Raw genomic sequence first — 23,190 nt, 5'->3', positions numbered from 1 at the left:
CTATCGCTCGTCGGCGATCACCTTGCCGTCATTCGGCAGCGCGCCGGGGCTGACCAGCTCGACATTGCCGCCGAGCTTCGTCACGGCGCGCAAGGTGCCGGCGATCTCTTCGCATAGCGCCTCGCTCGCAGCGACCGCTTCCGCCTTCAGCGTCATCGCATCGCTCTCGCCATGACGGGTGACGACGAGGCGCAGTCTTCCGAGCGCGGCATGGCGCTTGCCGATCTCGGCAATCTGCTCGGGGCGGATGAACATGCCCTTGACCTTGGTGGTCTGGTCGGCGCGGCCCATCCAGCCCTTGATGCGCATATTGGTGCGCCCGCAGGGGCTCGTGCCCGGCAGCGCCGCGGTGAGGTCGCCGAGCGCGAGCCGGATCCAGGGATGGTGCGGATCGAGCGAGGTCACCACGATCTCGCCGACATCGCCCGGCGTGACGGGATCACCGGTGCCGGGCTTGACGATCTCCATGATCAGATCCTCGTTCACGACCATACCGTCGCGCGCCTCGGTCTCGAAGGCGATGAGGCCGAGATCGGCGGTGCCGAAGGCCTGGTAGGCGTCGATGCCGCGCGCCTTGATCTCGGCCTGGAGCGAGGGCGGGAAGGCTGCGCCCGAGACCAGCGCGCGCTTGATCGAAGAGGCGTCCCGGCCCGCGCTTGCAGCGGCATCGAGCAGGATCTTCAGGAAGTCCGGCGTGCCGCTGTAGCCGACCGGCCGGTAGGCCTCGATCAGCTCGAATTGCTGTTCAGTATTGCCGGGCCCGGCAGGGATCACGGCGCAGCCGAGCGCACGTGCCGAAGCGTCGAAGATGAAGCCGCCGGGGGTGAGATGGTAGCTGAAGGTATTGAGGACGATATCGTCGGGGCGGAACCCGGCTGCGAACAGCGCCCGCGCACCGCGCCAGGGGTCTGGTGCCATCTAGTAAATTAAGAGGATACATATGGAGTAATAGAGAAATGAAAATTTTGGGTCTCGTACTCCAGGCCTATGAGCCGGGGGCGGCCGCCACGAAGCCACCGAAGGGCGCAGAGGCCTTGTGCAGGGCGGGCAGTTCCGACTTGCGCAGCACCGGCAGGCCCGCCAGCGCCGCTCTGGAGGTCACGGCGGCGGGATCGAAACCTCTCAGCCGCTCGGCATAGGCCGGGGCGGCCATCGCGGCTCGCAATACCTCCGGCAGGCGGGAGAACAGGTCGGCCTCGCGCGCTGCTGGCTCACGCGTCTCGCGGGCGTCGTAATGGGCGGTCATGGCTGTTGTTTCCGTGTTGGCATCCGTTGCGCACCGCGACCGGCATGGGTATCAGACCGCCATTGGCAAGGCCTGGAGAGGACCCGATGGCGGACGTAGGAAGCATTGCGGCGGATGAAGCTGCGGATGTCGTCGCGCGTCTGAAACGCCGCATGATCGACGAGGCGCTGCCGCTGTGGTCGACCGTCGGCTGGGATCAGGCCACGGGCGGCTTCATCGACCGGCTGCACCGGGACGGCACTGCGGATATCGCTGCGCCGCGGCGCGTATTCGTGCAGGCCCGGCAGATCTATTGCTATGCCAAGGCTGCGCAGATGGGCTGGTATCCCGAGGGGCGCGTCATCGCGCTGAAGGGGCTGGAGCACTTGCTCGCGAAGGCGAAATCGCCTGACGGCCGGCCGGGCTATGTGCACCGGCTGACGCCGGAGGGCACCGTGCTGGACGGCCGGCGCGATGCCTACGACCACGCCTTCATCCTGTTTGCGCTCGCGACCGTTTACGCGCTCGACCAGGACGCGCAGGTCCGCGCCGAAATCGACGCGCTGCTCGCCTTTCTCGACGGCCATCTGCGCTCGCCGCACGGGGGCGTGCACGAAGGCCTGCCGGTCTCGCTGCCGCGCCGGCAGAACCCTCACATGCACCTGTTCGAGGCGATGATCGCGTGCTTCGAAGCGACCCACGATCTGTCGTTCCAGAACCGCGCCGGCGAATTCTTCGCGCTGTTCCTCGCCAACCTCTATGACAAGCGGAAGTGCGTGCTCAGCGAGTATTTCGAGGAGGACTGGTCGAAGATCGAGCCGGTCAGCATCGAGCCGGGCCACCAGGCGGAATGGGTCTGGCTCTTGAAGGGATTCGAACGCATCACGGGCTGTCCGACCGGGCAGCGGCGCGCCGAGCTCCTGGCGAGCGCGCTGCGCTATCGCGACGAGGCCACCGGCTGCCTGATCGACGAGGGGGACGACAGCGGCAACATCCGCCGTCACACGCGCCGGCTGTGGCCGCAGACCGAAATTGCGAAGGCGTGGACCGCGCAAGCCGAATCCGGCGAAGCGGGCGCGGCCGACGAGGCGCGCGCAGCGCTGGTGCGGCTCGAACGACATTATCTCAGCCATCCCGTGCGGGGCGGCTGGTACGATCAGTTCGATCGCGACGGCAAATCGCTGGTCGACACCATTCCTGCGTCGTCGTTCTATCATGTTCTCTGCGCGGTCACGGAAGCGGAGCAGGTGCTCGATTAGAGCCACCGCTTGCGCCGCTTGAAGCTCTTGAGGTTCTTGAAACTCTTGCGCTGGTCGCCGGCGCCGCCGAGATAGAATTCCTTGACGTCCTCGTTGTCGCGCAATTCGTCGGCGGTGCCGTCGAGCACGACCTTGCCCTGCTCCATGATGTAGCCGTGGCTGGCCACCGACAGCGCGGCGCGCGCGTTCTGCTCCACCAGGAGGATGGTGACGCCGAGGTCGCGGTTGATCTTTTGGATGATGGAGAACACCTCCTTCACCAGCAGCGGCGACAGGCCCATCGACGGCTCGTCCATCAGGATCATCTTCGGGCGTGCCATCAGCGCGCGGCCGATCGCGAGCATCTGCTGCTCGCCGCCGGAGAGATAACCGGCAAGGCCGGTGCGCTCCTTCAGGCGCGGGAAATAGTTGAAGACCATGTCGAGATCGGAATCGACCTCGCGGTCCCTGCGGGTGAAGGCGCCGAGCTTGAGGTTCTCCAGTGACGTCATGTCGGCGACGATGCGCCGGCCCTCCATCACCTGGAAGATCCCGCGGCGGACGATCTTGTCGGGATCGATGCCGTTGATGGGCTCGCCCTCGAACAGGATCTCGCCGCGCGTGACCTCGCCGTCCTCGGTCTTGAGCAGCCCCGAGATCGCCTTCAGCGTCGTCGACTTGCCGGCGCCGTTGGCGCCCAGCAGTGCCACGATCGCGCCCTTGGGCACGTCGAGGCTGAGCCCGCGCAGCACCAGGATGACGTCGTCATAGACCACCTCGATGTTGCGCACCGCGAGGAGGGGCGGTGCGGGGACGGCGGTGGGAGTGGGGCGTTCGATCTGAGCTGTTTCACTCATGGCCAGTTACTCTCTCGGTGTCGTCGCCCGGCTTGACCGGGCGACCCAGTATTCCAGAGCCGCCTGACGTTCCCCGAGGGGCCACGGCGTACTGGATCCCCCGCATTCGCGGGGGATGACAGTTGTGTTTGAGGCGATGGCGTGGCTCACCAGCCCAGCAGTTCCGGCTTGCGCGGCAGCTCGACGGTCTTGACCTTCTCGAGCTTGATCGTGCCCTTGGCCATGAGATCGTTGAGGTCGCCGTCGGTCGCGCCCGAGATTTTGGTGCGATAGAGATCGACCTTCAGCGTGCCGCGATGGTCCTTGTCGGTCCAGGTCGAGGGATTGCAGACGCCTTCCATTCCGGCCGGCACCCAATCCTTCTTCTGGTAGAAGCCCTTCGCGACGTTCTCACCGGTGGCGCCGCCGTTCTTGGCGGCCCAGTCGATCGCTTCCTTCATGTACAGCGCCGAGCAGACGGCTGCGACGTAGTGCACGGGACGATAGACCTTGCCGCTGGCGTCGGACATCTTGGAGATTTCCATCACCGTCTTCATGCCGGGCGCATCGCCGCCCCAGCTCACCGCGGTGCGCAAGGGGAAGATCACGCCGTTGGCGGCATCGCCTGCCGTCTTGGCGGCGTTCTCGTCCATGCCCCAGACATTGCCCATGAACTGGATCTCGACGCCGGCGGTCTTGCAGGCCTTCATCACCGAGATGTTGGAGGCGGCGGTGTTGCCGAGATAGGCGTAGTTGGCACCCGACGATTTCAGGCTCAGGCACTGGGCGCTGTAGTCGCCCGGCGCCAGCGCGAACACCAGCGGCGGCAGCACTTCGAAGCCGAGCTCCTGCGCCATCGCCTCACCGGCGGCCTTCGGCGCGTTCGGATAGGGGTGGTTGGCGCCCATGTGCACGAATTTCGGCTTGCCGGACTTGCCCTTGGCCTTCCAGTCCTCGGCGGCCCACATCAGCATCGCGCGCAGCGAGTCCGAATAGCTCGGGCCATAGAAGAAATTGTAAGGCGCAGGCTTGGCCTTGCCGCTCGTGCCTTCCGGATCGGTCAGCGCCGCGGCATAGGAGCCGGACATGTCGGGGATCTTGTCCTGGGCGAGGAAGCCGGTCAGTGCCTCGGTGTCGGCGGTGCCCCAGCCCATGATCGCGGCGACCTTGCTGTCCGGTGCGGACCACTTCTTGTACAGCGCGATCGCGCGCGGCACCTGGTAGCCATAGTCGTTGGTGTCGACGTTGAGCTGCTTGCCGCCGACGCCGCCGTTCTTGTTGACCCAGGCGAAGGTGTCGGCGACGGCCTGGCCGTAGGGCGTGCCGACGTCGGAGGTGCCGCCGGAATAGTCGGCGAGATGGCCGATTGCGATCTGGGCCTGCGCGCCGGTCGAGAATGCGGCGATCGCGATCGCGAGCGATGCGGTGCTCAAAAGTGACTTCATCGTCATGGGTCGGTTCCTCCTGTTTATTGTTTAAGTGAAGTTAGTTGCCCGCGCTCAATGCGAGAACGGGTAGAGTTTCCAGTATGCCTTGATCTGCCGCCAGCGATGCGCGAGCCCGTCAGGCTCGAACATCAGGAATGCGATGATGATCACCCCGATCGCGATCTCGCGCAGGAAGGTGATGTTGGTGTTGAGCGACAGCGCTTTGTCGATCGCGCCGCCCTTCAGGTACAGGCTGATGAATTCCATGGACTCCGGCAGCAGCACCACGAAGGCCGTGCCCATCAGCGTGCCCATCACCGAGCCGGTGCCGCCGATGATGATCATGGCCAGGAACAGGATCGAGCGCTCGATGCCGAAGCCTTCCTGCGAGACCACGAGCTGGTAGTGCGCGTAGAGCGCGCCGGCGATGCCGGCGAAGAAGGCGGCAAGTCCGAACGACAACGTGCGGTATTTCGTGAGGTTGATGCCCATGATCTCGGCGGAGAGATAATGGTCGCGGATCGCCACCAGCGCGCGGCCGTCGCGCGTGCGCATCAGATTGGTGACGAGGATGTAGCAAAGCAGCACATAGGCCAGCACGACGTAGAAATATTGTTTATCGCCGCGCAGCGTATAGCCGAAGATCGAGAACGGATTCGCGCTCGCCGGCACAGAGCCACCGGTAAACCACTCGGCACGGGAGAAGAAGTCGAGCAGGATATATTGCGCCGCCAGCGTCGCGATGACGAGGTAGAGACCCTTGAGCCGCGCCGCCGGAATGCCGAAGATCAGGCCGACCAGGGCGGTGATGACACCGGCGAGCGGGATGGCGAAGAACACCGGGATCGGCGCGTTGTTGGAGATATACGCCGAGGTGAAGGCGCCGAGCAGGAAGAAGGCGGCATGGCCGATCGAGATCTGCCCGGTGAAGCCGACCAGGATGTTGAGGCCGAGCGCCGCGATCGAGAAGATGCCGATCTGGATCAGGATGCTGAGCCAGTAGCCGCTGAAGAACTGCGGCGCGAAGCACAGGAGCAGCGCGCCCGCGATGGCGAAATTGCGGCTCGTCGTCGTCGGGAAGATCGTGGTATCGGCCGCGTAGGAGGTGCGGAAATCACCAGCAGGAATGAGGGCAGGGCCGGCCATGGGTCAGATCCGTTCGATGTCGTGGGTGCCGAACAGGCCGTAGGGCTTGATCATCAGCACGATGATGAGGACGTAGAACGGCGCGATCTCGTAGAGATTGCCCCAGTGCAGGTACTCGCTGTCGACATATTGCGCGACGTTCTCGAGCAGGCCGATGATGATGCCGCCGAGCACGGCGCCGCCGACGGAATCGAGCCCGCCGAGGATCGCTGCCGGAAACACCTTGATGCCGTAGGCGGCAAGGCCCGAGGACACGCCGTTCACGACGGCGACGACGACACCCGCGACCGCCGACACCGTCGCCGAGATCGCCCAGGCCATCGCGAACACGCTTTTCACGGAAATGCCGAGCGACTGCGCGACCTGCTGGTTGAACGCAGTGGCGCGCATCGCAAGGCCGTATTTGGAGGCACGGAAGAACCAGGCCATGCCGATCATCATGGCGACGGAGACCACGAGACTCATGACATAAACGGTCTGGATCTGCAGGCCTAGCAGGCTGACCGACTGGCTCTCGAACACGCGCGGGAACGGCTGCGGATTGACGCCGAACATCCATTTCAGGGTCGCCTGCAGGACGGTGGAGAGTCCGATCGTCACCATGATCACCGAGATGATAGGCTCGCCGATCATCGGCCGCAGGATGAGGACCTGGACCGCAATGCCGAACACGAACATGAACACCAGCGTCATCGGCATGCCGATCCAGAACGGCACCTGGTACTTCGCCAGCAGCGCCCAGCACACCCAGGCGCCGACCAGCAGCAACTCGCCTTGCGCGAAATTGACGACCTGCGTCGCCTTGTAGATCAGCACGAACGACATCGCGACCACGCCATAGAGCGTGCCGACCACGAGGCCGTTGACCAGGAGCTGGATGAGGAAGGCGGTGTTCATGTATGATGGACCTTTCGCCTCTCCCCGCTTGCGGGGAGAGGCCGACGCGCAAAGCGCGGCGGGTGAGGGGGAGTCTCCGCATGCGAGGTGCTGATGAATCCAAAACCGATCGCGCAAGAAGCTTGCGGGCCACGTTGACGGATGCGGAAGGAAAACTCTGGTATCGCCTGCGCGCTCGTCGGCTGAGCGGCTACAAATTCGTTCGGCAAGAGCCGATCGGCGCGTACACGGTTGATTTCATCTGCCGCGAGGCTCGGCTGATCATTGAAGTCGATGGAGGGCAACATGCTGACAGCCCGCGCGACGCCGTACGCGACAAATGGCTGGCCGATCGAAACTATCGGATCCTGCGGTTCTGGAACAACGACGTGTCGAGCAATCTGGCTGGCGTTCTCGAAACGATTGTCACCGCCCTCGCGGAGGCTCCCCCTCACCCGGAATTCAAGCTGCGCTCGAATTCCGGCCTCTCCCCGCAGGCGGGGAGAGGCGAAGTAAAGCAAGGATACGATGAGATGACCGCCATGCTGGAAATGCGCAACGTCAGCAAGAGCTTTTCTGGCGTCCAGGCGCTGCGCGACGTCAATTTCTCGGTTCAGGCCGGGCAGATTCACGCTCTCGTCGGCGAGAACGGCGCCGGCAAATCGACGCTGATGAAGGTGCTCAGCGGCGTCTACGCCGCCGGCAGCTACGAGGGCACCATCGTCTTTGAGGGCGAGGAGCGCCGCTTTCGCGACATCAACGATTCCGAGGCGCTCGGCATCATCATCATCCACCAGGAGCTGGCGCTGATCCCGCTGATGTCGATCGCGGAGAACATCTTCCTGTCGCATCCGCCGTCGAAACTGGGCGTGATCGATCGCGACGAAGTCTATCGGCGCACGCGCCAGCTGCTGGCGCAGGTCGGCTTGAAGGAATCCCCGGACACCCTGATCACCGATCTCGGCGTCGGCAAGCAGCAGCTCGTCGAGATCGCCAAAGCACTCTCCAAGCGCGTGCGGATGCTGATCCTGGACGAGCCGACCGCGAGCCTCAACGAGGCTGACAGCGCCGCGCTGCTCGAGCGTCTGATGGCTTTTCGCGACCAGGGCATCGGCTCGATCCTGATCTCGCACAAGCTCAACGAAGTCGCCAAGGTTGCCGACCACATCACCGTGCTGCGCGACGGCCGCACCGTTGACAGCATCGATTGCCATGCCGAGCCGATCCAGGAAGACCGCATCATCCGCAGCATGGTCAACCGCGACATGGCTCACCGCTTCCCGGAGCGTAACGCTGAGATCGCCGATCCCGTGCTCACCGTCGAGAACTGGTCGGTCTATCATCCCATTCATCCCGAGCGTCAGGTGATCAAGAATGTCGGCTTCAGCGTCAAGCGCGGCGAGGTCGTGGGCATTGCCGGCTTGATGGGCGCCGGGCGCACCGAATTCGCCATGAGCCTGTTCGGCCGTTCCTGGGGTACTGCGATCAGCGGAACCCTCCGCCTCGAAGGCCGGGACATGGTGCTGCCGAGCGTCGCGGCGGCGATCGACGCCGGCCTTGCCTATGTCACCGAGGACCGCAAGCAGCTCGGGCTGATCCTGGCCGACGACGTCCGCAAGAACATTACGCTCGCCAGCCTCGACCAGGTCGCGCCGGGGAGGGTGATCGACGACATCGCCGAGTTGAAGGTCGCCAGCGATTACCGCACCCGGATGCGCATCCGCTGCTCCGACGTCTACCAGGAGACCGGCCAGCTCTCCGGCGGCAACCAGCAGAAGGTGGTGCTGTCGAAATGGCTGATGACGGACCCCAAGGTCCTGATCCTGGACGAGCCGACGCGGGGCATCGACGTCGGTGCCAAATACGAGATTTACTGTATCATCAACGAGCTGGCGGAGGCCGGCCGCGGCGTCGTGGTGATCTCCTCGGAGATGCCCGAGCTGCTCGGCATCTGCGACCGCATCTGCGTCATGAACGACGGCGCCTTCGTCGGGGAGTTCATGGGGGCCGAGGCGACGCAGGAGAAGATCATGCGCGCCATCATGCGCAACGAACGAAATATTGGGAACGCCGCGCCAGCGGCCGCGGAGATGGGAGGATCGCAGCCATGACCGACAAAACGGTATCGCTGCCTGAAGAGCGCCGGCACGGCAGCTTCATCAAGAACAATTTGCGCAACTACGGCATGCTGATGTCGTTGATCGCGATCATGTTGTTCTTCCAGGTCATGACCGGCGGCACGTTGCTGCAGCCGCTGAACCTGACCAACCTCGTGCTTCAGAACAGCTACATCGTCATCATGGCGCTGGGCATGCTGCTGGTGATCGTAACAGGTCATATCGACCTGTCGGTCGGCTCGGTCGCGGGCTTCGTCGGCGCTGTCGCTGCCGTGCTGATGGTGACCTACAAGGTCGACTACACGCTCGCCTTCATTGCCTGCCTGTTGCTGGGGGCGGCGATCGGTGCGGCGCAGGGCTATTGGGTGGCCTTCTTCGGGATTCCGTCCTTCATCGTGACGTTGGCGGGCATGCTGGTGTTCAAGGGGCTCGCGCTCGCGGTGTTGCAGGGCCAGTCACTTGGCCCGTTCCCGGCGACGTTCCAGAAGCTGTCCTCCGGCTTCATTCCTGAGCTTCTGCCCGAGGCGGGCACGCTGCATCCGACCTCCATGCTGATCGGCGCCGTGCTCGCGCTCGGCCTCGTCTATGCCAGCGCCAAGGGCCGCTCGCGCGAGCAATCGCACGGCATCGAGGTCGAACCTTATGCGTTCTTCCTGGGCAAGAGCATCCTTCTCGCCTGCGCCGTGCTCTACTTCACCTATCTGATCGCCTCGCATCGCGGCCTGCCCAACGTGCTGGTGATCATGACCGCGCTGATCGCGCTCTATGGTTTCGTCACGCGCCGCACGGTGATCGGCCGGCAGGTCTATGCGGTCGGCGGCAACGCCAAGGCGGCAAAGCTGTCGGGCATCAAGACCGAGCGGCTGACGTTCCTCACCTTCGTCAACATGGGCGTGCTCGCCGCGCTCGCTGGCCTCGTCTTTGCCGCGCGTCTCAACACGGCGACGCCGAAGGCAGGCCTCGGCTTCGAGCTCGACGTCATCGCCGCCTGCTTCATCGGCGGTGCTTCGGCCTATGGCGGCGTCGGGCGAGTCGGCGGGGCCGTGGTCGGCGCCATGATCATGGGCGTGATGAACAACGGCATGTCCATCCTTGGCATCGGCATCGACTATCAGCAGGTCATCAAAGGGCTGGTGCTGCTGGGGGCGGTGTGTATCGACGTGTATAATCAGCGCAGGTAGGCGCACCGGTGGTCTCGTAGGGTGGGCAAAGGCGCAACGCGCCGTGCCCACGATCTATTCCCCGATCGACAAAGGTGGTGGGCACGCTTCCGCCTTCGCTCTTTGTGCTACGGCGGACAAGTCGCTTTGCCCACGCTATGGCAGCGGCGCCTGGGTCGTGAACAGCACCGTCGCGATCGCGACGGAGAGTGTCACCGCCGATACGGTCGCCACGGTCGACAGCACCCCCATTCGCCGAAGCGCGATCGCGAACACGATGATGATGGGGGTCGCGGTCAGCAGCCCGATTTGTGCATCGCTCATCTCATCGCTCACTGGTTTGCGGAACCGCCGGATATGTCCACCGTATGACGGCGAGGCAGCCGGGACGTTGCGATAGCGCAAACGCGCCCTCGGCCGGTTGCACTATTTGTCCGGCGACAAAGTCGCAACCGCGCAGGCGGGATATCTGTTCGGCGACTCGAATTGGAATTCAGATGTCGGCGACGGATTGCGAGCAAGAGGGCGCCGGCTGGGGAATCCTGGAAGATCTTCCCGGCGATCCCATGATCTGGGTGCTCATCTTCAGCGAGCTCGCCGCCTTCGGCCTGTTCCTCGGCGCCTTCGTTGTCGCGCGCGCGCTTCAGCCGGCGCTCTTTGCCGCCGGTCAGGCCACGCTTGACGCGCATCTGGCTGGAATCAACACCATCGTGCTCGTCACCAGTGGCTGGGCCGCCGCGCGGGCGACGGCTGCGGCGCGGGCGGGCGAGAGGGGACGTGCGCGCGGCTGGTTGTTCGGCGCCATGGCGCTCGGCTGCGTCTTCATTGCGGTCAAGTTGACCGAATATGCCGGCGAGATCGGACTGGGAAATGGCCTGGAGACCAGCCCGTTCTTCACTCTGTACTTCCTCCTCACCGGCTTCCATCTGCTGCATGTCGGCCTCGGCATCGTCATCCTGGCCGTAGTTTTCCGGGGTGCCCGCGCGACAGGCGTCGAGACTGGAACCGCTTTCTGGCACATGGTCGATCTGCTCTGGATCGTCATGTTTCCCATCATCTATCTGGTGCACCCGTGATTCCGGATCGTCTCGAGATGGCCTGGCTCACCTTGATCGGCCTTGCGCTGGCGACCCTTCTGGTTCCGACGCTGGTGTCGCGCCCCTTGCTTGCCAATGCCTTGCTGCTGACCTTCGCCGCCCTCAAGGGGCGCCGTATCGTACTCGATTTCCTCGATCTTCGCGCCGCCCCAGCGCTCTGGCGGGGTGTCGTCAGCGCCTGGGTCGTCATCGTGGTGCTGTTCGCCTGGCTCGTGTCGGCCGTCGTCGCCTTGATTTGATCTGCGGCTCAGCATCGTCGCGCTCGTTGCGCTTCGTCAAAGAGCGCTTTCCGGCAATCGGCAATAAATCGCATCACAGATTTTCTCGACTCAAACCGGAAAGGATTGGCAATGGCTGAACGCCTGACCAAGTCGGCCGCCCGAAATGTGTTCTACGGCGGTTCGGCCTTTTTCTTCGCCATCTTCATAGGGCTGACGGCGCACAGCCATTACTACATGGCCACGACATCCACGGACGCCGCGACGCTGACGTCGTCGGTCGCCCGCGGCAAGCACGTCTGGGAGAAGAACTCCTGCATCAACTGCCACACGCTGCTCGGCGAGGGCGCCTATTTCGCCCCCGAGGTCGGCAACGTCTGGGATCGCTGGGGCGGCAAGGAGGATCCGGCCGCCGCTCGCGAGACGCTGAAGGCCTGGATGCAGTCGCAGCCTTCGGGCGCGGAGGGCCGGCGCCAGATGCCGCAGTTCAACCTGACTGATCAGGAGCTCAACGACCTCGCTGACTTCCTGCAATGGGCCAGCACGATCAAGCGTCAGAACTGGCCGCCGAACAAGGCCGGCTGAGCACGCTGCTTTCTTCTTCTCAAGACAGAGAGAACCCGAGATGAAATATCAAACCCAGAAAGTCGCGATGCTGTATTTCTACGGCGCGCTGACCTTGTTCCTGGCCCAGGTCCTGTTCGGCCTGCTCGCCGGAACCATCTACGTCCTGCCCAATACCCTGTCGGTCATCCTGCCGTTCAACATCGTCCGAATGATCCACACCAACGCGTTGATCGTATGGTCGCTGATCGGATTCATGGGGGCGACGTACTATCTGCTCCCCGAAGAGACCGAGAACGAGCTCTACAGCCCGCTGCTGGCGAAGATCCAGTTCTGGATGTTCTTCGGCGCAGCCGGCGTCGCCGTGGTCGGCTACCTCTTCCATTATCACGAAGGCCGCGAGTTCCTCGAACAGCCCTTCATCATCAAGGTCGGCATCGTGGTCGTCTGCCTGATGTTCCTGTTCAACGTCACGATGACGGCGCTGAAGGGGCGCAAGACCACGATCACCAACATCCTGTTGTTCGGTCTGTGGGGCGTTGCGATCTTCTTCCTGTTCGCCTTCTACAACCCGGCGAACCTTGCCGTCGACAAGATGTACTGGTGGTACGTCGTCCATCTTTGGGTCGAGGGCGTCTGGGAGCTGATCATGGCCTCCGTGCTCGCCTATCTCATGATCAAGCTCAACGGCATCGATCGTGAGGTCGTCGAGAAGTGGCTCTACGTCATCATCGGCCTTGCCCTGTTCTCGGGCATTCTCGGCACCGGCCACCACTTCTACTGGATCGGCGCGCCCGGTTACTGGCAGTGGATCGGCTCGCTGTTCTCCACGCTCGAAGTTGCGCCGTTCTTCACCATGGTGATCTTCACGGTGCAGATGACCTGGAAGGCCGGCCGCAAGCATCCGAACCGCGCCGCGCTGTTGTGGTCGGTCGGCTGCTCCGTGATGGCGTTCCTCGGCGCCGGCGTGTGGGGCTTCCTGCACACGCTGTCCTCGGTGAACTACTACACCCACGGCACCCAGGTCACCGCGGCGCACGGCCATCTCGCCTTCTTCGGCGCCTATGTGATGCTGAACCTGTCGGTGATGGCCTACGCGATCCCGCAGCTCAAGGGACGTGCGCCCTATAACCAGTGGCTCTCCATGACCAGCTTCTGGATCATGTGCACGGCGATGATGACCATGACCTTCGCGCTGACCTTCGCCGGCGTGGTTCAGGTCCATCTGCAGCGCGTGCTCGGCCAGAGCTACATGGACGTGCAGGACCAGCTCGCGATGTTCTACTGGGTCCGTCTCGGCTCCGGTGTGTTCGTTGCGATCTCCGCGCTGATGTTCGTCTGGGCCGTGCTGGTGCCGGGCCGCGAGAAGCAGGCGACCATTCCCGCCGCACTGCAGCCGGCCGAGTAAACGAGAAAGGCGGCCGCGGATCGCTGCGGCCGCCTCCTTCCTGGAAAGTCCGGAGAGACATCATGAAAGCTGCCCTTCATACGGTGACGTCGGCGCCCGAGCTGCCGGCCTATGTTCCATCCGGAAACGAATGCGAGCTTTTCGAGCATGCCTGGCGGCGGCGGCTGCCGGTCCTGCTCAAGGGACCGACCGGCTGCGGCAAGACGCGCTTCGTCGCCCATATGGCGGCGCGGCTGGGGCTGCCGCTTCACACCGTCGCCTGTCATGACGATCTGACCGCCGCCGATCTCACCGGCCGCTATCTGCTCAGGGGCGGCGACACCGTATGGACCGATGGTCCGCTGACGCGCGCCGTGCGCGAAGGCGGCATCTGCTATCTCGACGAGGTCGTAGAGGCGCGCAAGGACGTCACGGTTGTGCTGCATCCTCTCACCGACGATCGTCGCATCCTGCCGCTGGAACGCACCGGCGAGGAGCTGGTGGCGCCTGATAGCTTCATGCTCGTCGTCTCCTACAATCCCGGCTACCAGACGCTGCTGAAGGCGTTGAAGCCTTCGACGCGCCAGCGCTTCGTCGCCATCGAGTTCGATTTCCTGCCGCCAGAGCAGGAGATCGGCGTCGTGTCCGCCGAAAGCGGGCTGTCGCCGGAGCGCGTGCGGCCGCTGGTGGGGCTGGCCGGGCGGTTGCGCGCGCTCAAGGGCCACGATCTGGAAGAGGGCGTCTCGACCCGGCTCGTGGTCTATTGCGCGACGCTGATCGCCGCGGGCACGCCGGTCGCCGATGCGGTGCTGGCCGGCATGATCGAGCCGCTCACCGACGATGCCGACGTGAAGGCGGCGCTGCTGGACGTCGCGCGCGCCGTCATCGGGTGAGGCCGCGCCCATGCTCGACTTCCTCGAACTGGAGGAGACGGTCGGCCGCGCCTGGCACAGGATGGTCGGCGGCACCGCGAGCTATCCGGTCTACGACGATCATGCCGTCGCGCTGACTGACATGAGGGGCCGGCTCGCGGTGATGTTCCGCGCGCTCGGCGGCGAGACCGGGGTGCAGATCGCAAGCGCAAGCGCCCGAAAGTCGGGACATCGTCTCGGCTGGCGGCAGCGCATCGGTCTTGGCGACGAACGGTTGGAGCAGCCGGGCCGCGACGCCGCGACCATTTTCCTTCCCGATCGCATCTCGATCTTCCCCGATCGCGCGTTGAACGCGGCGCTGTATCGCTGGCTTGCAGCGTGGTTCGCAGCTGCGCCGATCGAGACGATTACGGACGCCGATCCGCTGCGCCGGGATCTTCTGGTGTTGCGCCGGGCGAGCGAGACAGCGGTCTGGGTGCTCACGCAGTTTCCCGGCCTTGTCGCCGATTACGCGCAGCTCGCCGCGGCGACTGCCGGGGCGAGGCCCCGTCGTCCCTTGCCGCGCATCGAGCAGGAAATCGAGCAGATCGTGCTGGCCTTGCTCGGAGCCGGCAACGCGCCTGCGGGCAAGTTGTGGCCGGCGATGATGGGAACGGGCCCGCTGCCCGACAAGGCGCCGCCGGGTTATCGTTCGATCCTGCCGTGCCCGCTTTGGGGAGATTGCTGGACCCGCGAGCTTTCTTCTGCCCATGCCGGCGAGGACGAGTGCGCGCCGGGCGCGGAAACTGCGACCGATGACAATCGCAAGCGCTTTGCCGTGCGCGAGCGCGAGGACAATGCCAACCGCCGCGATCCTTTCGTTCTCAACCGTTTCGAGAAAATTCTCGCGATGGCCGAGATGGTCAATGTCGACCGTCCCGCCGACGACAGCGAGGACGAGGATGCCCAGAAGGCCGCCGACGATCTCGAGGAGATCACGCTCAGCCGCCGCACCGGTAAGCCGGCGAGCCGGTTCAAGTTCGATCTCGACCTGCCGCCGGAAGCCCTCGACACCTCGAAGCTGAATGCGGACCTCACCTATCCCGAATGGGACTATCGCAGTGGCTCCTATCTGCCGAATCATTGCCGCGTGCTTGCGGCGGGGGCCTCCGAGCAGGGTGAGAGCTGGACGCCTGACGACGCCACGCGACGGCATATCCGCCAGGTGCGCCGCCGCTTCGAGGTCCTGCGGCCGCGCCACGAGCTGATGCGCGCCCAGGCCGACGGACACGACCTCGATCTCGACGCGCTGGTGCGTGCGCAGTGCGATCTTCGCGCCGGCAGCGGCGGCAGCGGTCTCGATCGCATCCACGTCGCCATGCGCCCGCAAGGGCACGATCTCGCCGTCACGCTGCTGGTCGACGTCTCGCTGTCGACGGATGCCTGGGTCGATGGCTACCGCGTGCTCGACGTCGAGAAGGAGGCGCTGCTGGTGCTCGCCCACGGGCTCTCGGCCTGCGGCGACCACCACAGCATCCTGACCTTCACCTCGCGCCGGCGCTCCTGGGTACGGCTCGAAACGGTCAAGGCCTTCGGTGAGCCGATGAGCGCGACGGTGGAGCGTCGCATCGGCGCGCTGAAGCCCGGCTATTACACGCGGATCGGCGCGGCCGTGCGCCATGCCGCGGCCGAGCTTGCCCGCCAGCCGCAGCGCAAGAAGCTGCTGATCGTCCTGACCGACGGCAAGCCGAACGACGTCGATCATTACGAGGGCCGCTTCGCAGTCGAGGACACCCGCAAGTCGGTGCAGGAGGCGCGCCGGCTCGGCATCGCTGCCTTCGGCGTCACGGTGGACGCGACAGCGCAATCCTATTTCCCGACCCTGTTCGGCCGCGGCGGCTACGCGATTGTCGGCAACATCAAGCGGCTGCCCGCCGCGCTGCCGGCGATCTACCGGCAGGTGGCGCATAGCTAGCGGCAAACCCGCGCCGTTTCGTTCCCGGCTGAACTATTGCTCATACCCTGAGTATATGATCGTATGTCGGGATGGACCCAAACCAACCCAGACCCGATCTGATCATCTTCGATTGCGACGGCGTGCTCGTCGATAGCGAGCTGTTGAGCTGCCGATGCCTGTCCGAGGTGCTGGCCGAGTTCGGCATTGCGCTCAGCCTGGAGCAGGCGCTCGAACTCTTTCTCGGCCGCAGCACCAAGGCGATCGAGCAGCATTTTCGCGATTTGGGCCAGATCGTGCCGGACGGCTTTGTGCCGCGCCTGAAGTCGCAGGTGTTGGCGACGTTCGCAGCTTCGCTTGAGCCGATTCCCGGCATTTCCGGCATAGTGTCCGGCCTGTCCGTGCCGTTTTGCGTGGCATCGTCCAGCGACCTCGACCGCGTCGCGCTCTCTCTCGACGTCACCGGCCTGCGGGCGCATTTCGGCGAGCGGCTCTATACCGCGCAAATGGTCAGGCATGGCAAGCCGGCGCCCGACCTCTTTCTCCTCGCGGCGGAGAAGATGGGGGTGCAACCTGCGCGCACGCTGGTGATCGAGGACAGCGTCAGTGGCGTCAAGGCCGGCAAGGCGGCCGGCATGACCGTCTGGGGATTTGTCGGCGGCAGCCATTACCGCGGACGCGATGGAGAGGCTATATTGTCGAACGCGGGCGCGGACCGGGTCTTCGCGCGCATGAGCGATTTCTGGGAGGCGTGAGGCCCGCATGGCCGCCGAGAACGACAAGTCGCGACTCGACGACGCCGCGCGCGCCGGCTGGCTCTATTTCATCGCCGGTCATACCCAGGACGAGATCGCGAAGATGCTTCAGGTTTCGCGCGCCTCGGCCCAGCGGCTGGTGTCGCTGTGCCTTGCCGAGCGCCTCATCACCTTCCGGCTCGAACATCCCATCGCCGCCTGCATGGAGCTTGCTGCGCGCTTGAAGGAGCGATTCGATCTCGCCCATTGCGAGGTGGTGCCGGCCGATCCTGCGGCGCCGCAGGCCACGGCGGGCATCGCCGAGCGCTGCGCCAATCTGCTCGACGCGACGCTGCGCTCGGAAACGCCCGTGATCGTCGCGCTCGGCACGGGCCGGGCGGTGCGCGCTGCCGTCGAGCGCGTCACGCCGATCGACCGGCCCAATCACCAGATCGTCTCACTGGTCGGCACCATCTCCGCCGACGGTTCGGCGAGCTTTTACGACACCGTCGGACGGCTCGCGGACCGCACCGGGGCGCGGCACTATCCGATGCCGCTGCCGTTCCTGATGTCGTCGGAGGACGAACGCAACAAGATGGTCCGCATCGAGCCGATCGCCAAGGTGAAGGCGGTGGCGGCGAAGGCGGATTTGCGCCTCGTCGGCATCGGCCAGATGGACCAGAAGGCGCAGGTGCACATCGACGGCTTCGTCACGCGCGACGAATTGTTCGAGATGATGCGGTTAGGTGCCATCGGCGAGATCACCGGCTGGGCCTATGATTCCAAGGGGCGGCTGCTCAAGGCCGGCACCAACAAGCGCCTCACCAGCATTCCGCCGGAAGTGCCGGCGAAGACCACGACGATCGGCGCCGCGATCGGTGCGGCCAAGGTGCCGGCGATCGCGGCTGCCCTGAACGGCGGTCTCGTCAACGGGCTCATCACCGACGAGACGACGGCCAGGGCGATCCTGGAGCGGTAGGGGGCGGCTCGCTCGAGTAGCACGCCCGCGAGGCGCGCGGTCTTTCCCCCGCACCCCTGTCATCGTCCGCGAAGGCGGACGATCCAGTGCGCCACGGCCCCTCTTGGGGCAAACCAACTCGCGGCACGGGGTACTGGATGCCCCGCCGGAGCCTGTCATCGGGCTCGCCGAAGGCGAGGCCCGGTGGCGGGGCATGACAGTCGTGGGTGGGCACTGACCTTCCACCCTCCCGCATCGCAGCACTCATAAGTTGCTGGAACGGCCCTGCGCCTGCTTGACAAGTCCGGCCCCTCCATTGAACATAAGCTCAACGCGTGGGCATATGCCCAAAACGCGAATTGAGGGGAGGTCACCGTGAAACATGTCCTGGGCGCCGTCTGCGGCGCGTCTGCACTTTTGCTGGCCGTCCCCGCGATGGCCGAAACGACCCTGACGATCGCCACCGTGAACAATGGCGACATGATCCGCATGCAGGGGCTGACCAGCGAATTCACCAAGAAGAACCCGGACATCTCCGTAAAGTGGGTGACGCTGGAGGAGAACGTGCTGCGCCAGCGCGTCACCACCGACATCGCCACCAAGGGCGGTCAGTTCGACGTGCTGACCATCGGCACCTATGAGGTGCCGATCTGGGCCAAGAAGGGTTGGCTGGTGCCGCTCGCCAATCTCGGCGCCGATTACGACGTTGCCGACCTTCTGCCGAGGATCAGGGACGCGGTCTCCGCCGACGGCAAGCTCTACGCCGCGCCGTTCTACGGCGAGAGCTCGATGGTGATGTACCGCACCGACCTGTTCGACAAGGCCGGCCTCAAGATGCCGGAGAAGCCGACCTGGGACTTCGTCATCGACGCCGCCAAGAAGCTCACCGACAAGAGCGCCGGCACCTACGGCATCTGCCTGCGCGGCAAGGCCGGTTGGGGCGAGAACATGGCGTTCCTCTCGGCCATGGCCAATTCCTACGGCGCGCGCTGGTTCGATGAGAAGTGGGAGCCGCAGTTCAACACGCCGGAATGGAAGACGACGCTCACGACCTACGTCAACCTGATGAAGGAAGCCGGCCCGCCCGGTGCGAGCTCCAACGGCTTCAACGAGAATCTCGCGCTGTTCAACGCCGGCAAATGCGCGATGTGGATCGACGCCACGGTGGCGGCGTCCTTCGTCACCAACCCAAAGGACTCCAAGGTCGCCGACAAGGTCGGCTTTGCGCTGGCGCCCAACACCGGGCTCGGCAAGAACGCCAACTGGCTGTGGGCCTGGAACCTCGCGATCCCCGCCGGCTCCAAGAAGGCGGAAGCGGCAGAGAAGTTCATCGCCTGGGCAACCAGCAAGGATTACACCAAGCTCGTAGCGTCGAAGGAGGGCTGGGCCAACGTGCCGCCGGGCACACGCACCTCGCTCTACAAGAACGAGGACTATCTTAAGGTCGCGCCGTTCGCGAAGCTGACGCTGGCCTCGATCGACGCGGCCGATCCGAACAAGCCGACGGTGAAGCCGGTGCCCTATGTCGGCGTGCAATACGCCGCAATCCCCGAATTCCAGGGCATTGGCACGCAGGTCGGCCAGCAATTCTCCGCCGCGCTTGCGGGATCCATGACGGTCGATGCCGCACTGACCGCAGCGCAATCGGCGACCGAGCGCGAGATGAAGCGCGCCGGCTACATCAAGTGAACCCGGGCTCTCCTTCCTGAGCTCAGACTTGCGGCCGTCCGCCCATCCTGGATGGACGGCCGCCTTCTTCCCGAGGTTTCATTTTGACGCGTTTTCTTCCCGCGAACCGGTCGCCACTTCGCTCGAAAACGCTGTGAAGGAGAAGTCAGGGATGGCAACCCGGCAGACGCAGTTCCTCGCGCGCGCGCTCCTGACGCCGGCCGTCGGGCTGCTGTTCATCTGGATGATCGTCCCGCTGGCGCTGACGATCTACTTCTCGACGCTGCATTACAGCCTGCTCGATCCCGGCTCGGAATCCTTCGTCGGCCTGGAAAACTTCCGCTACTTCCTCACCGATCCCGCCTTCCTTGCCTCGCTCCAGAACACGCTGTTGCTGGTCGGCTCCGTGCTGGCGCTGACGATTTTGCTCGGCATTCCCCTGGCGCTATTGATGGACCAGCCGGTGATCGGGCGCAATTTCGTGCGGCTGATGGTGATCGCCCCGTTCTTCGTGATGCCGACGGTGAGCGCGCTGGTCTGGAAGAACCTGTTGATGCATCCGGTGTCCGGCCTGTTCGCCTGGCTGGCCTCGCTGTTCGGCCTGACGCCGATCGACTGGTTCAATGATGTGCCGCTGTTTGCGGTGATCCTGATCGTGACGTGGCAATGGCTGCCTTTCGCGACGCTGATCCTGCTCACCGCGCTGCAATCGCTCGACGAGGAGCAGAAGGAGGCGGCCGAGATGGACGGCGCCAGCGCGATCTCGACCTTCATCTACATCACGCTGCCGCATCTGGCGCGGCCCATCACGGTGGTGATCCTGATCGAGACCATCTTCCTGCTGACCGTGTTCGCCGAGATCTTCGTCACCACCGGCGGCGGCCCGGGCCTGCAAACGACCAACATCGCCTTCCTGATCTATTCGCAGGCGCTGATCCAGTTCGATGTCGGCAGCGCCTCGGCGGGCGGCCTCGTCGCCGTCGTGATCGCCAATATCGTCGCCTTCTTCCTCGTCCGCATCGTCGGCCGCAATCTGGAGGCATGAGGCATGGCGCGGATGGCAACGAGGCAGCGGGTGGTGGTCTCGACGATCGGAGCCTGGTTCTTCGGCTTCCTGATCTTCTTTCCGATCCTCTGGATGGTGCTGGCAAGCTTCAAGACCGAGCTGGAGGCGTTTGCCATTCCGCCGTCCTTCCTGTTCTTCCACTGGACCACGGAAAATTACGCCACCGTGCAGGAGCGCAGCGACTATCTCCTGCACGCGATGAACTCGATCATCATTGCCGGCGGCTCGACGCTCATTGCGCTCCTGATCGCGATCCCCGCGGCGTGGTCGATGGCGTTCTCGCCGACCAAGCGCACCAAGGACGTCCTGCTCTGGATGCTCTCGACCAAGATGATGCCGCCGGTCGGCGTGCTGGTGCCGATCTATTTGATCTACAAGACGTTCGGTCTGCTCGATTCCCGCATCGGCCTCGTCTTCATCCTGTGCCTCGGCAATTTGCCGATCGTGATCTGGATGCTGTTCACCTATTTCAAGGAGATCCCGCGCGACATCCTGGAAGCCGCGCGCATGGACGGCGCCACCATCGGCCGTGAGCTGGTCTATGTGCTGACGCCGATGGCGATTCCGGGGCTGGCCTCGACGCTGCTGCTGAACCTGATCCTGGCCTGGAACGAGGCGTTCTGGACGCTCAATCTGTCGACCTCGAACGCTGCGCCGCTCACCACGTTCATCGCCTCCTATTCCAGCCCGGAAGGGCTGTTCTGGGCCAAGCTGTCGGCGGCCTCGACGCTGGCGATCGCGCCCATTCTCGTCCTCGGTTGGTTCAGCCAGAAGCAGCTCGTGCGCGGGCTCACCTTCGGCGCGGTGAAGTAGAGGGGCTGCCGGATCATGGGTCAGATCACACTTCAAGGCGTGCAGAAATCCTTTGGCCCCGTGCACATCATCAAGGGTGCCGATCTCGACATCGCCGACGGCTCTTTCGTCGTGTTCGTCGGTCCTTCCGGCTGCGGCAAGACCACCTTGCTGCGGCTGATCGCCGGGCTCGAAGACGTCACCGGCGGCAGCATCCTGATCGACGGCAAGAACGTGGTCGACACCCCGCCGGCGAAGCGGGGGCTGTCCATGGTGTTCCAGTCCTATGCGCTCTATCCGCATATGAGCGTGCGTGGCAACATCGGCTTTGGCCTGAAGATGGCGGGATTGCCCAAAGACGAGATCAACCGCAAGGTTGAGGCGGCCGCTGCAACGCTGAACCTGACGCCTTATCTTGACCGCAAGCCCCGCGAACTTTCGGGCGGCCAACGCCAGCGCGTCGCGATCGGACGCGCCATCGTCCGTGAACCGAAGGGATTCCTGTTCGACGAGCCGCTCTCCAATCTCGACGCCGCGCTGCGCGTGCAGATGCGGATCGAGGTGACGCGGCTGCAGAAGCAGCTCGGCACCACCGCCATCTACGTCACCCACGATCAGGTCGAAGCCATGACCATGGCCGACAAGATCGTCGTGCTCAACGCCGGCAAGATCGAGCAATACGGCTCGCCGCTGGAGCTCTACGAGCGGCCGGCCAATCTCTTCGTTGCGGGCTTCATCGGCTCGCCGAAGATGAACTTCGTCACCGGCGAGCTTGCCCAGCAGCAGGGCGCGGCCACCATCGGCGTGCGGCCGGAGCATCTGAAGATCGAGCGCGACGGTGCCGGCGGCTGGGTCGGCACGATCGCCGTCGCAGAGCATCTCGGCAGCGACACTTTCCTCTATGTCGATGCCGGTCCGCTCGGGATGCTGACCGCGCGCTACGTCGGCGAATTGAGCCTGCATGCTGGCGACCGCGTCTCGCTGGTGCCGGACCCCGCGCGTATCCACCGCTTCGATCAGAGCGGCGCCGCGCTTCGAAACTAACAAGAAACGGAACTACGATCATGTACCTGGAAAAATTCAAGCTGAGCGGCAAGACCGCGTTCATCACCGGCGGCGGGCAGGGCATTGGGCTGGCCTGCGCCGAAGCGTTGGCTGAAGCCGGCGCCAGGGTCATCATCGGCGATCGCGACAGCAAGGTCGCCGACAGCGCCAAGGCCACCTTGAAAGCCAAGGGCTTTGACATCGAGACCGCGATCATGGACGTGACCGACACCAGGCGCGTGGCGGAGGTCGCAAACGACCTCGTCGCGCGCCATGGCAAGGTCGACATTCTCGTCAACAATGCCGGCATCGCGCGCAGCGAAACGCCGGCCGAGACGGTTACCGACGAGCATTGGCTCAACGTCATCGACGTCAACCTCAATGGCACGTTCTGGTGCTGCCGCGAATTCGGCAAGCACATGCTGAAAGCGAAAAGCGGCGCCATCGTCAATGTCGGCTCGATGTCCGGCTTCATCGTCAACAAGCCGCAGGAGCAGTGCTTCTACAACGCCTCCAAGGCCGGCGTGCATCATCTCACCAAGTCGCTCGCCGCCGAATGGGGCGCGCGCGGCGTCCGCGTCAACGCGGTGGCGCCGACCTATATCGAGACGCCGCTCAACGCCTTCGTGAAGAGCAATCCCAAAATGTACGACGCCTGGATCGGTGGAACTCCGATGGCGCGGATGGGGCAGGTCGAAGAGATCGCGTCCGTCGTGCTGTTCCTTTCGTCCGAGGCCGCGAGCCTGATGACCGGCAGCATCGTGCTGGTGGATGGCGGCTACACTTGCTGGTAGGCTCGCCGTCAAAACTGACGGAAGGCGACCGGGAGTGA

Annotated in this window: 21 protein-coding genes and 2 pseudogenes; 17 read left to right on the top strand and 6 right to left on the bottom strand. The window is 64.5% G+C overall.

The window, feature by feature from the left end:
- A pseudogene (locus tag Q0743_RS12995) lies at positions 1-1,246 on the bottom strand (phenylacetate--CoA ligase family protein).
- An 86-nt stretch (positions 1,247-1,332) separates the two neighbouring features.
- On the opposite strand from Q0743_RS12995, the gene Q0743_RS12990 reads away from it, so the two are divergent.
- Positions 1,333-2,484 carry an AGE family epimerase/isomerase gene (locus Q0743_RS12990; protein WP_298241916.1) on the top strand — a complete coding sequence of 384 codons (1,152 nt, stop codon included), beginning with the start codon at positions 1,333-1,335 and terminating at the stop codon, positions 2,482-2,484.
- On the opposite strand, the gene Q0743_RS12985 is transcribed toward Q0743_RS12990, so the two are convergent.
- From Q0743_RS12985 to Q0743_RS12970, 4 genes are all read right to left on the bottom strand, one after another.
- Positions 2,481-3,320, bottom strand: coding sequence for an ABC transporter ATP-binding protein (locus Q0743_RS12985; RefSeq protein WP_298241915.1), 840 nt, complete (start codon positions 3,318-3,320; stop codon positions 2,481-2,483). The genes Q0743_RS12990 and Q0743_RS12985 overlap by 4 nt on opposite strands.
- A gap of 146 nt (positions 3,321-3,466) precedes the next feature.
- Positions 3,467-4,750: an ABC transporter substrate-binding protein gene (locus Q0743_RS12980; protein ID WP_298241914.1), complete on the bottom strand. Its 1,284-nt coding sequence runs from the start codon at positions 4,748-4,750 to the stop codon at positions 3,467-3,469.
- Positions 4,751-4,798: 48 nt separating this feature from the next.
- Entirely contained in the window at positions 4,799-5,872 is a 1,074-nt protein-coding gene (locus tag Q0743_RS12975; RefSeq protein WP_298241913.1) for a branched-chain amino acid ABC transporter permease, read from the bottom strand.
- A 3-nt stretch (positions 5,873-5,875) separates the two neighbouring features.
- Positions 5,876-6,769, bottom strand: coding sequence for a branched-chain amino acid ABC transporter permease (locus tag Q0743_RS12970; RefSeq protein WP_018317428.1), 894 nt, complete (start codon positions 6,767-6,769; stop codon positions 5,876-5,878).
- 2 nt (positions 6,770-6,771) lie between these two features.
- Here Q0743_RS12970 and Q0743_RS34270 point away from each other — a divergent pair.
- The 3 genes and pseudogenes from Q0743_RS34270 to mmsB form a co-directional block, all read left to right on the top strand.
- A pseudogene (locus Q0743_RS34270) lies at positions 6,772-7,173 on the top strand (endonuclease domain-containing protein); the annotation flags it as partial.
- A 108-nt stretch (positions 7,174-7,281) separates the two neighbouring features.
- Entirely contained in the window at positions 7,282-8,859 is a 1,578-nt protein-coding gene (gene mmsA, locus Q0743_RS12965; protein ID WP_298241912.1) for a multiple monosaccharide ABC transporter ATP-binding protein, read from the top strand.
- Entirely contained in the window at positions 8,856-10,046 is a 1,191-nt protein-coding gene (gene mmsB / locus Q0743_RS12960) for a multiple monosaccharide ABC transporter permease (protein WP_128922639.1), read from the top strand. Before mmsA ends, mmsB begins: the two co-directional genes overlap by 4 nt.
- Positions 10,047-10,181: 135 nt before the next feature.
- Here the strand turns inward: mmsB and Q0743_RS12955 are convergent, their stop codons facing one another.
- Positions 10,182-10,349 carry a hypothetical protein gene (locus Q0743_RS12955; RefSeq protein ID WP_298241911.1) on the bottom strand — a complete coding sequence of 56 codons (168 nt, stop codon included), beginning with the start codon at positions 10,347-10,349 and terminating at the stop codon, positions 10,182-10,184.
- A 173-nt stretch (positions 10,350-10,522) separates the two neighbouring features.
- Here Q0743_RS12955 and Q0743_RS12950 point away from each other — a divergent pair, with 173 nt between their 5' ends.
- The 13 genes from Q0743_RS12950 to Q0743_RS12890 all read left to right on the top strand — a co-directional run bounded on the left by Q0743_RS12950 (position 10,523) and on the right by Q0743_RS12890 (position 23,152).
- Positions 10,523-11,101 (top strand): cytochrome c oxidase subunit 3 family protein, encoded by a 579-nt coding sequence (locus Q0743_RS12950; RefSeq protein ID WP_298241910.1) that lies wholly within the window; start codon positions 10,523-10,525, stop codon positions 11,099-11,101.
- A 17-nt stretch (positions 11,102-11,118) separates the two neighbouring features.
- The gene (locus Q0743_RS12945) at positions 11,119-11,361 is read left to right on the top strand and encodes a cytochrome C oxidase subunit IV family protein (RefSeq protein WP_298241909.1); all 243 of its coding nucleotides are present in this window, start codon (positions 11,119-11,121) and stop codon (positions 11,359-11,361) included.
- Between the two features lie 111 nt (positions 11,362-11,472).
- A complete protein-coding gene (locus Q0743_RS12940) occupies positions 11,473-11,925 on the top strand; it encodes a cytochrome c (protein WP_298241908.1) in 453 nt (150 codons plus the stop codon).
- Between the two features lie 40 nt (positions 11,926-11,965).
- A complete protein-coding gene (locus Q0743_RS12935; protein WP_298241907.1) occupies positions 11,966-13,312 on the top strand; it encodes a cbb3-type cytochrome c oxidase subunit I in 1,347 nt (448 codons plus the stop codon).
- Positions 13,313-13,374: 62 nt separating this feature from the next.
- Positions 13,375-14,184: a CbbQ/NirQ/NorQ/GpvN family protein gene (locus Q0743_RS12930; RefSeq protein WP_298241906.1), complete on the top strand. Its 810-nt coding sequence runs from the start codon at positions 13,375-13,377 to the stop codon at positions 14,182-14,184.
- A gap of 10 nt (positions 14,185-14,194) precedes the next feature.
- Complete coding sequence (locus tag Q0743_RS12925; RefSeq protein ID WP_298241905.1) at positions 14,195-16,117, top strand: VWA domain-containing protein; 1,923 nt, start codon at positions 14,195-14,197, stop codon at positions 16,115-16,117.
- Between the two features lie 71 nt (positions 16,118-16,188).
- A complete protein-coding gene (locus tag Q0743_RS12920; RefSeq protein ID WP_298241904.1) occupies positions 16,189-16,851 on the top strand; it encodes an HAD family hydrolase in 663 nt (220 codons plus the stop codon).
- Positions 16,852-16,858: 7 nt separating this feature from the next.
- Positions 16,859-17,809: a sugar-binding transcriptional regulator gene (locus Q0743_RS12915; RefSeq protein ID WP_298241903.1), complete on the top strand. Its 951-nt coding sequence runs from the start codon at positions 16,859-16,861 to the stop codon at positions 17,807-17,809.
- Positions 17,810-18,223: 414 nt separating this feature from the next.
- On the top strand, positions 18,224-19,477 hold the full coding sequence (locus Q0743_RS12910; RefSeq protein ID WP_298242000.1) for a sugar ABC transporter substrate-binding protein: 1,254 nt from the start codon (positions 18,224-18,226) through the stop codon (positions 19,475-19,477).
- Positions 19,478-19,628: 151 nt separating this feature from the next.
- Entirely contained in the window at positions 19,629-20,501 is an 873-nt protein-coding gene (locus tag Q0743_RS12905) for a carbohydrate ABC transporter permease (RefSeq protein WP_298241902.1), read from the top strand.
- A gap of 3 nt (positions 20,502-20,504) precedes the next feature.
- Positions 20,505-21,335, top strand: a complete 831-nt coding sequence (locus tag Q0743_RS12900; RefSeq protein ID WP_298241901.1) for a carbohydrate ABC transporter permease — start codon at positions 20,505-20,507, stop codon at positions 21,333-21,335.
- A gap of 15 nt (positions 21,336-21,350) precedes the next feature.
- Entirely contained in the window at positions 21,351-22,358 is a 1,008-nt protein-coding gene (locus Q0743_RS12895) for an ABC transporter ATP-binding protein (RefSeq protein WP_298241900.1), read from the top strand.
- Positions 22,359-22,378: 20 nt separating this feature from the next.
- Positions 22,379-23,152 (top strand): SDR family oxidoreductase, encoded by a 774-nt coding sequence (locus Q0743_RS12890; protein ID WP_298241899.1) that lies wholly within the window; start codon positions 22,379-22,381, stop codon positions 23,150-23,152.
- Positions 23,153-23,190 lie beyond the last annotated feature (38 nt).

Origin of the sequence: uncultured Bradyrhizobium sp. (assembly GCF_936943645.1) — a bacterium.
Taxonomy (GTDB): Bacteria; Pseudomonadota; Alphaproteobacteria; order Rhizobiales; family Xanthobacteraceae; genus Bradyrhizobium.
The sequence above is the reverse complement of the archived record's forward strand: the minus strand, read 5'-3'. Positions and strand labels throughout refer to the sequence as shown.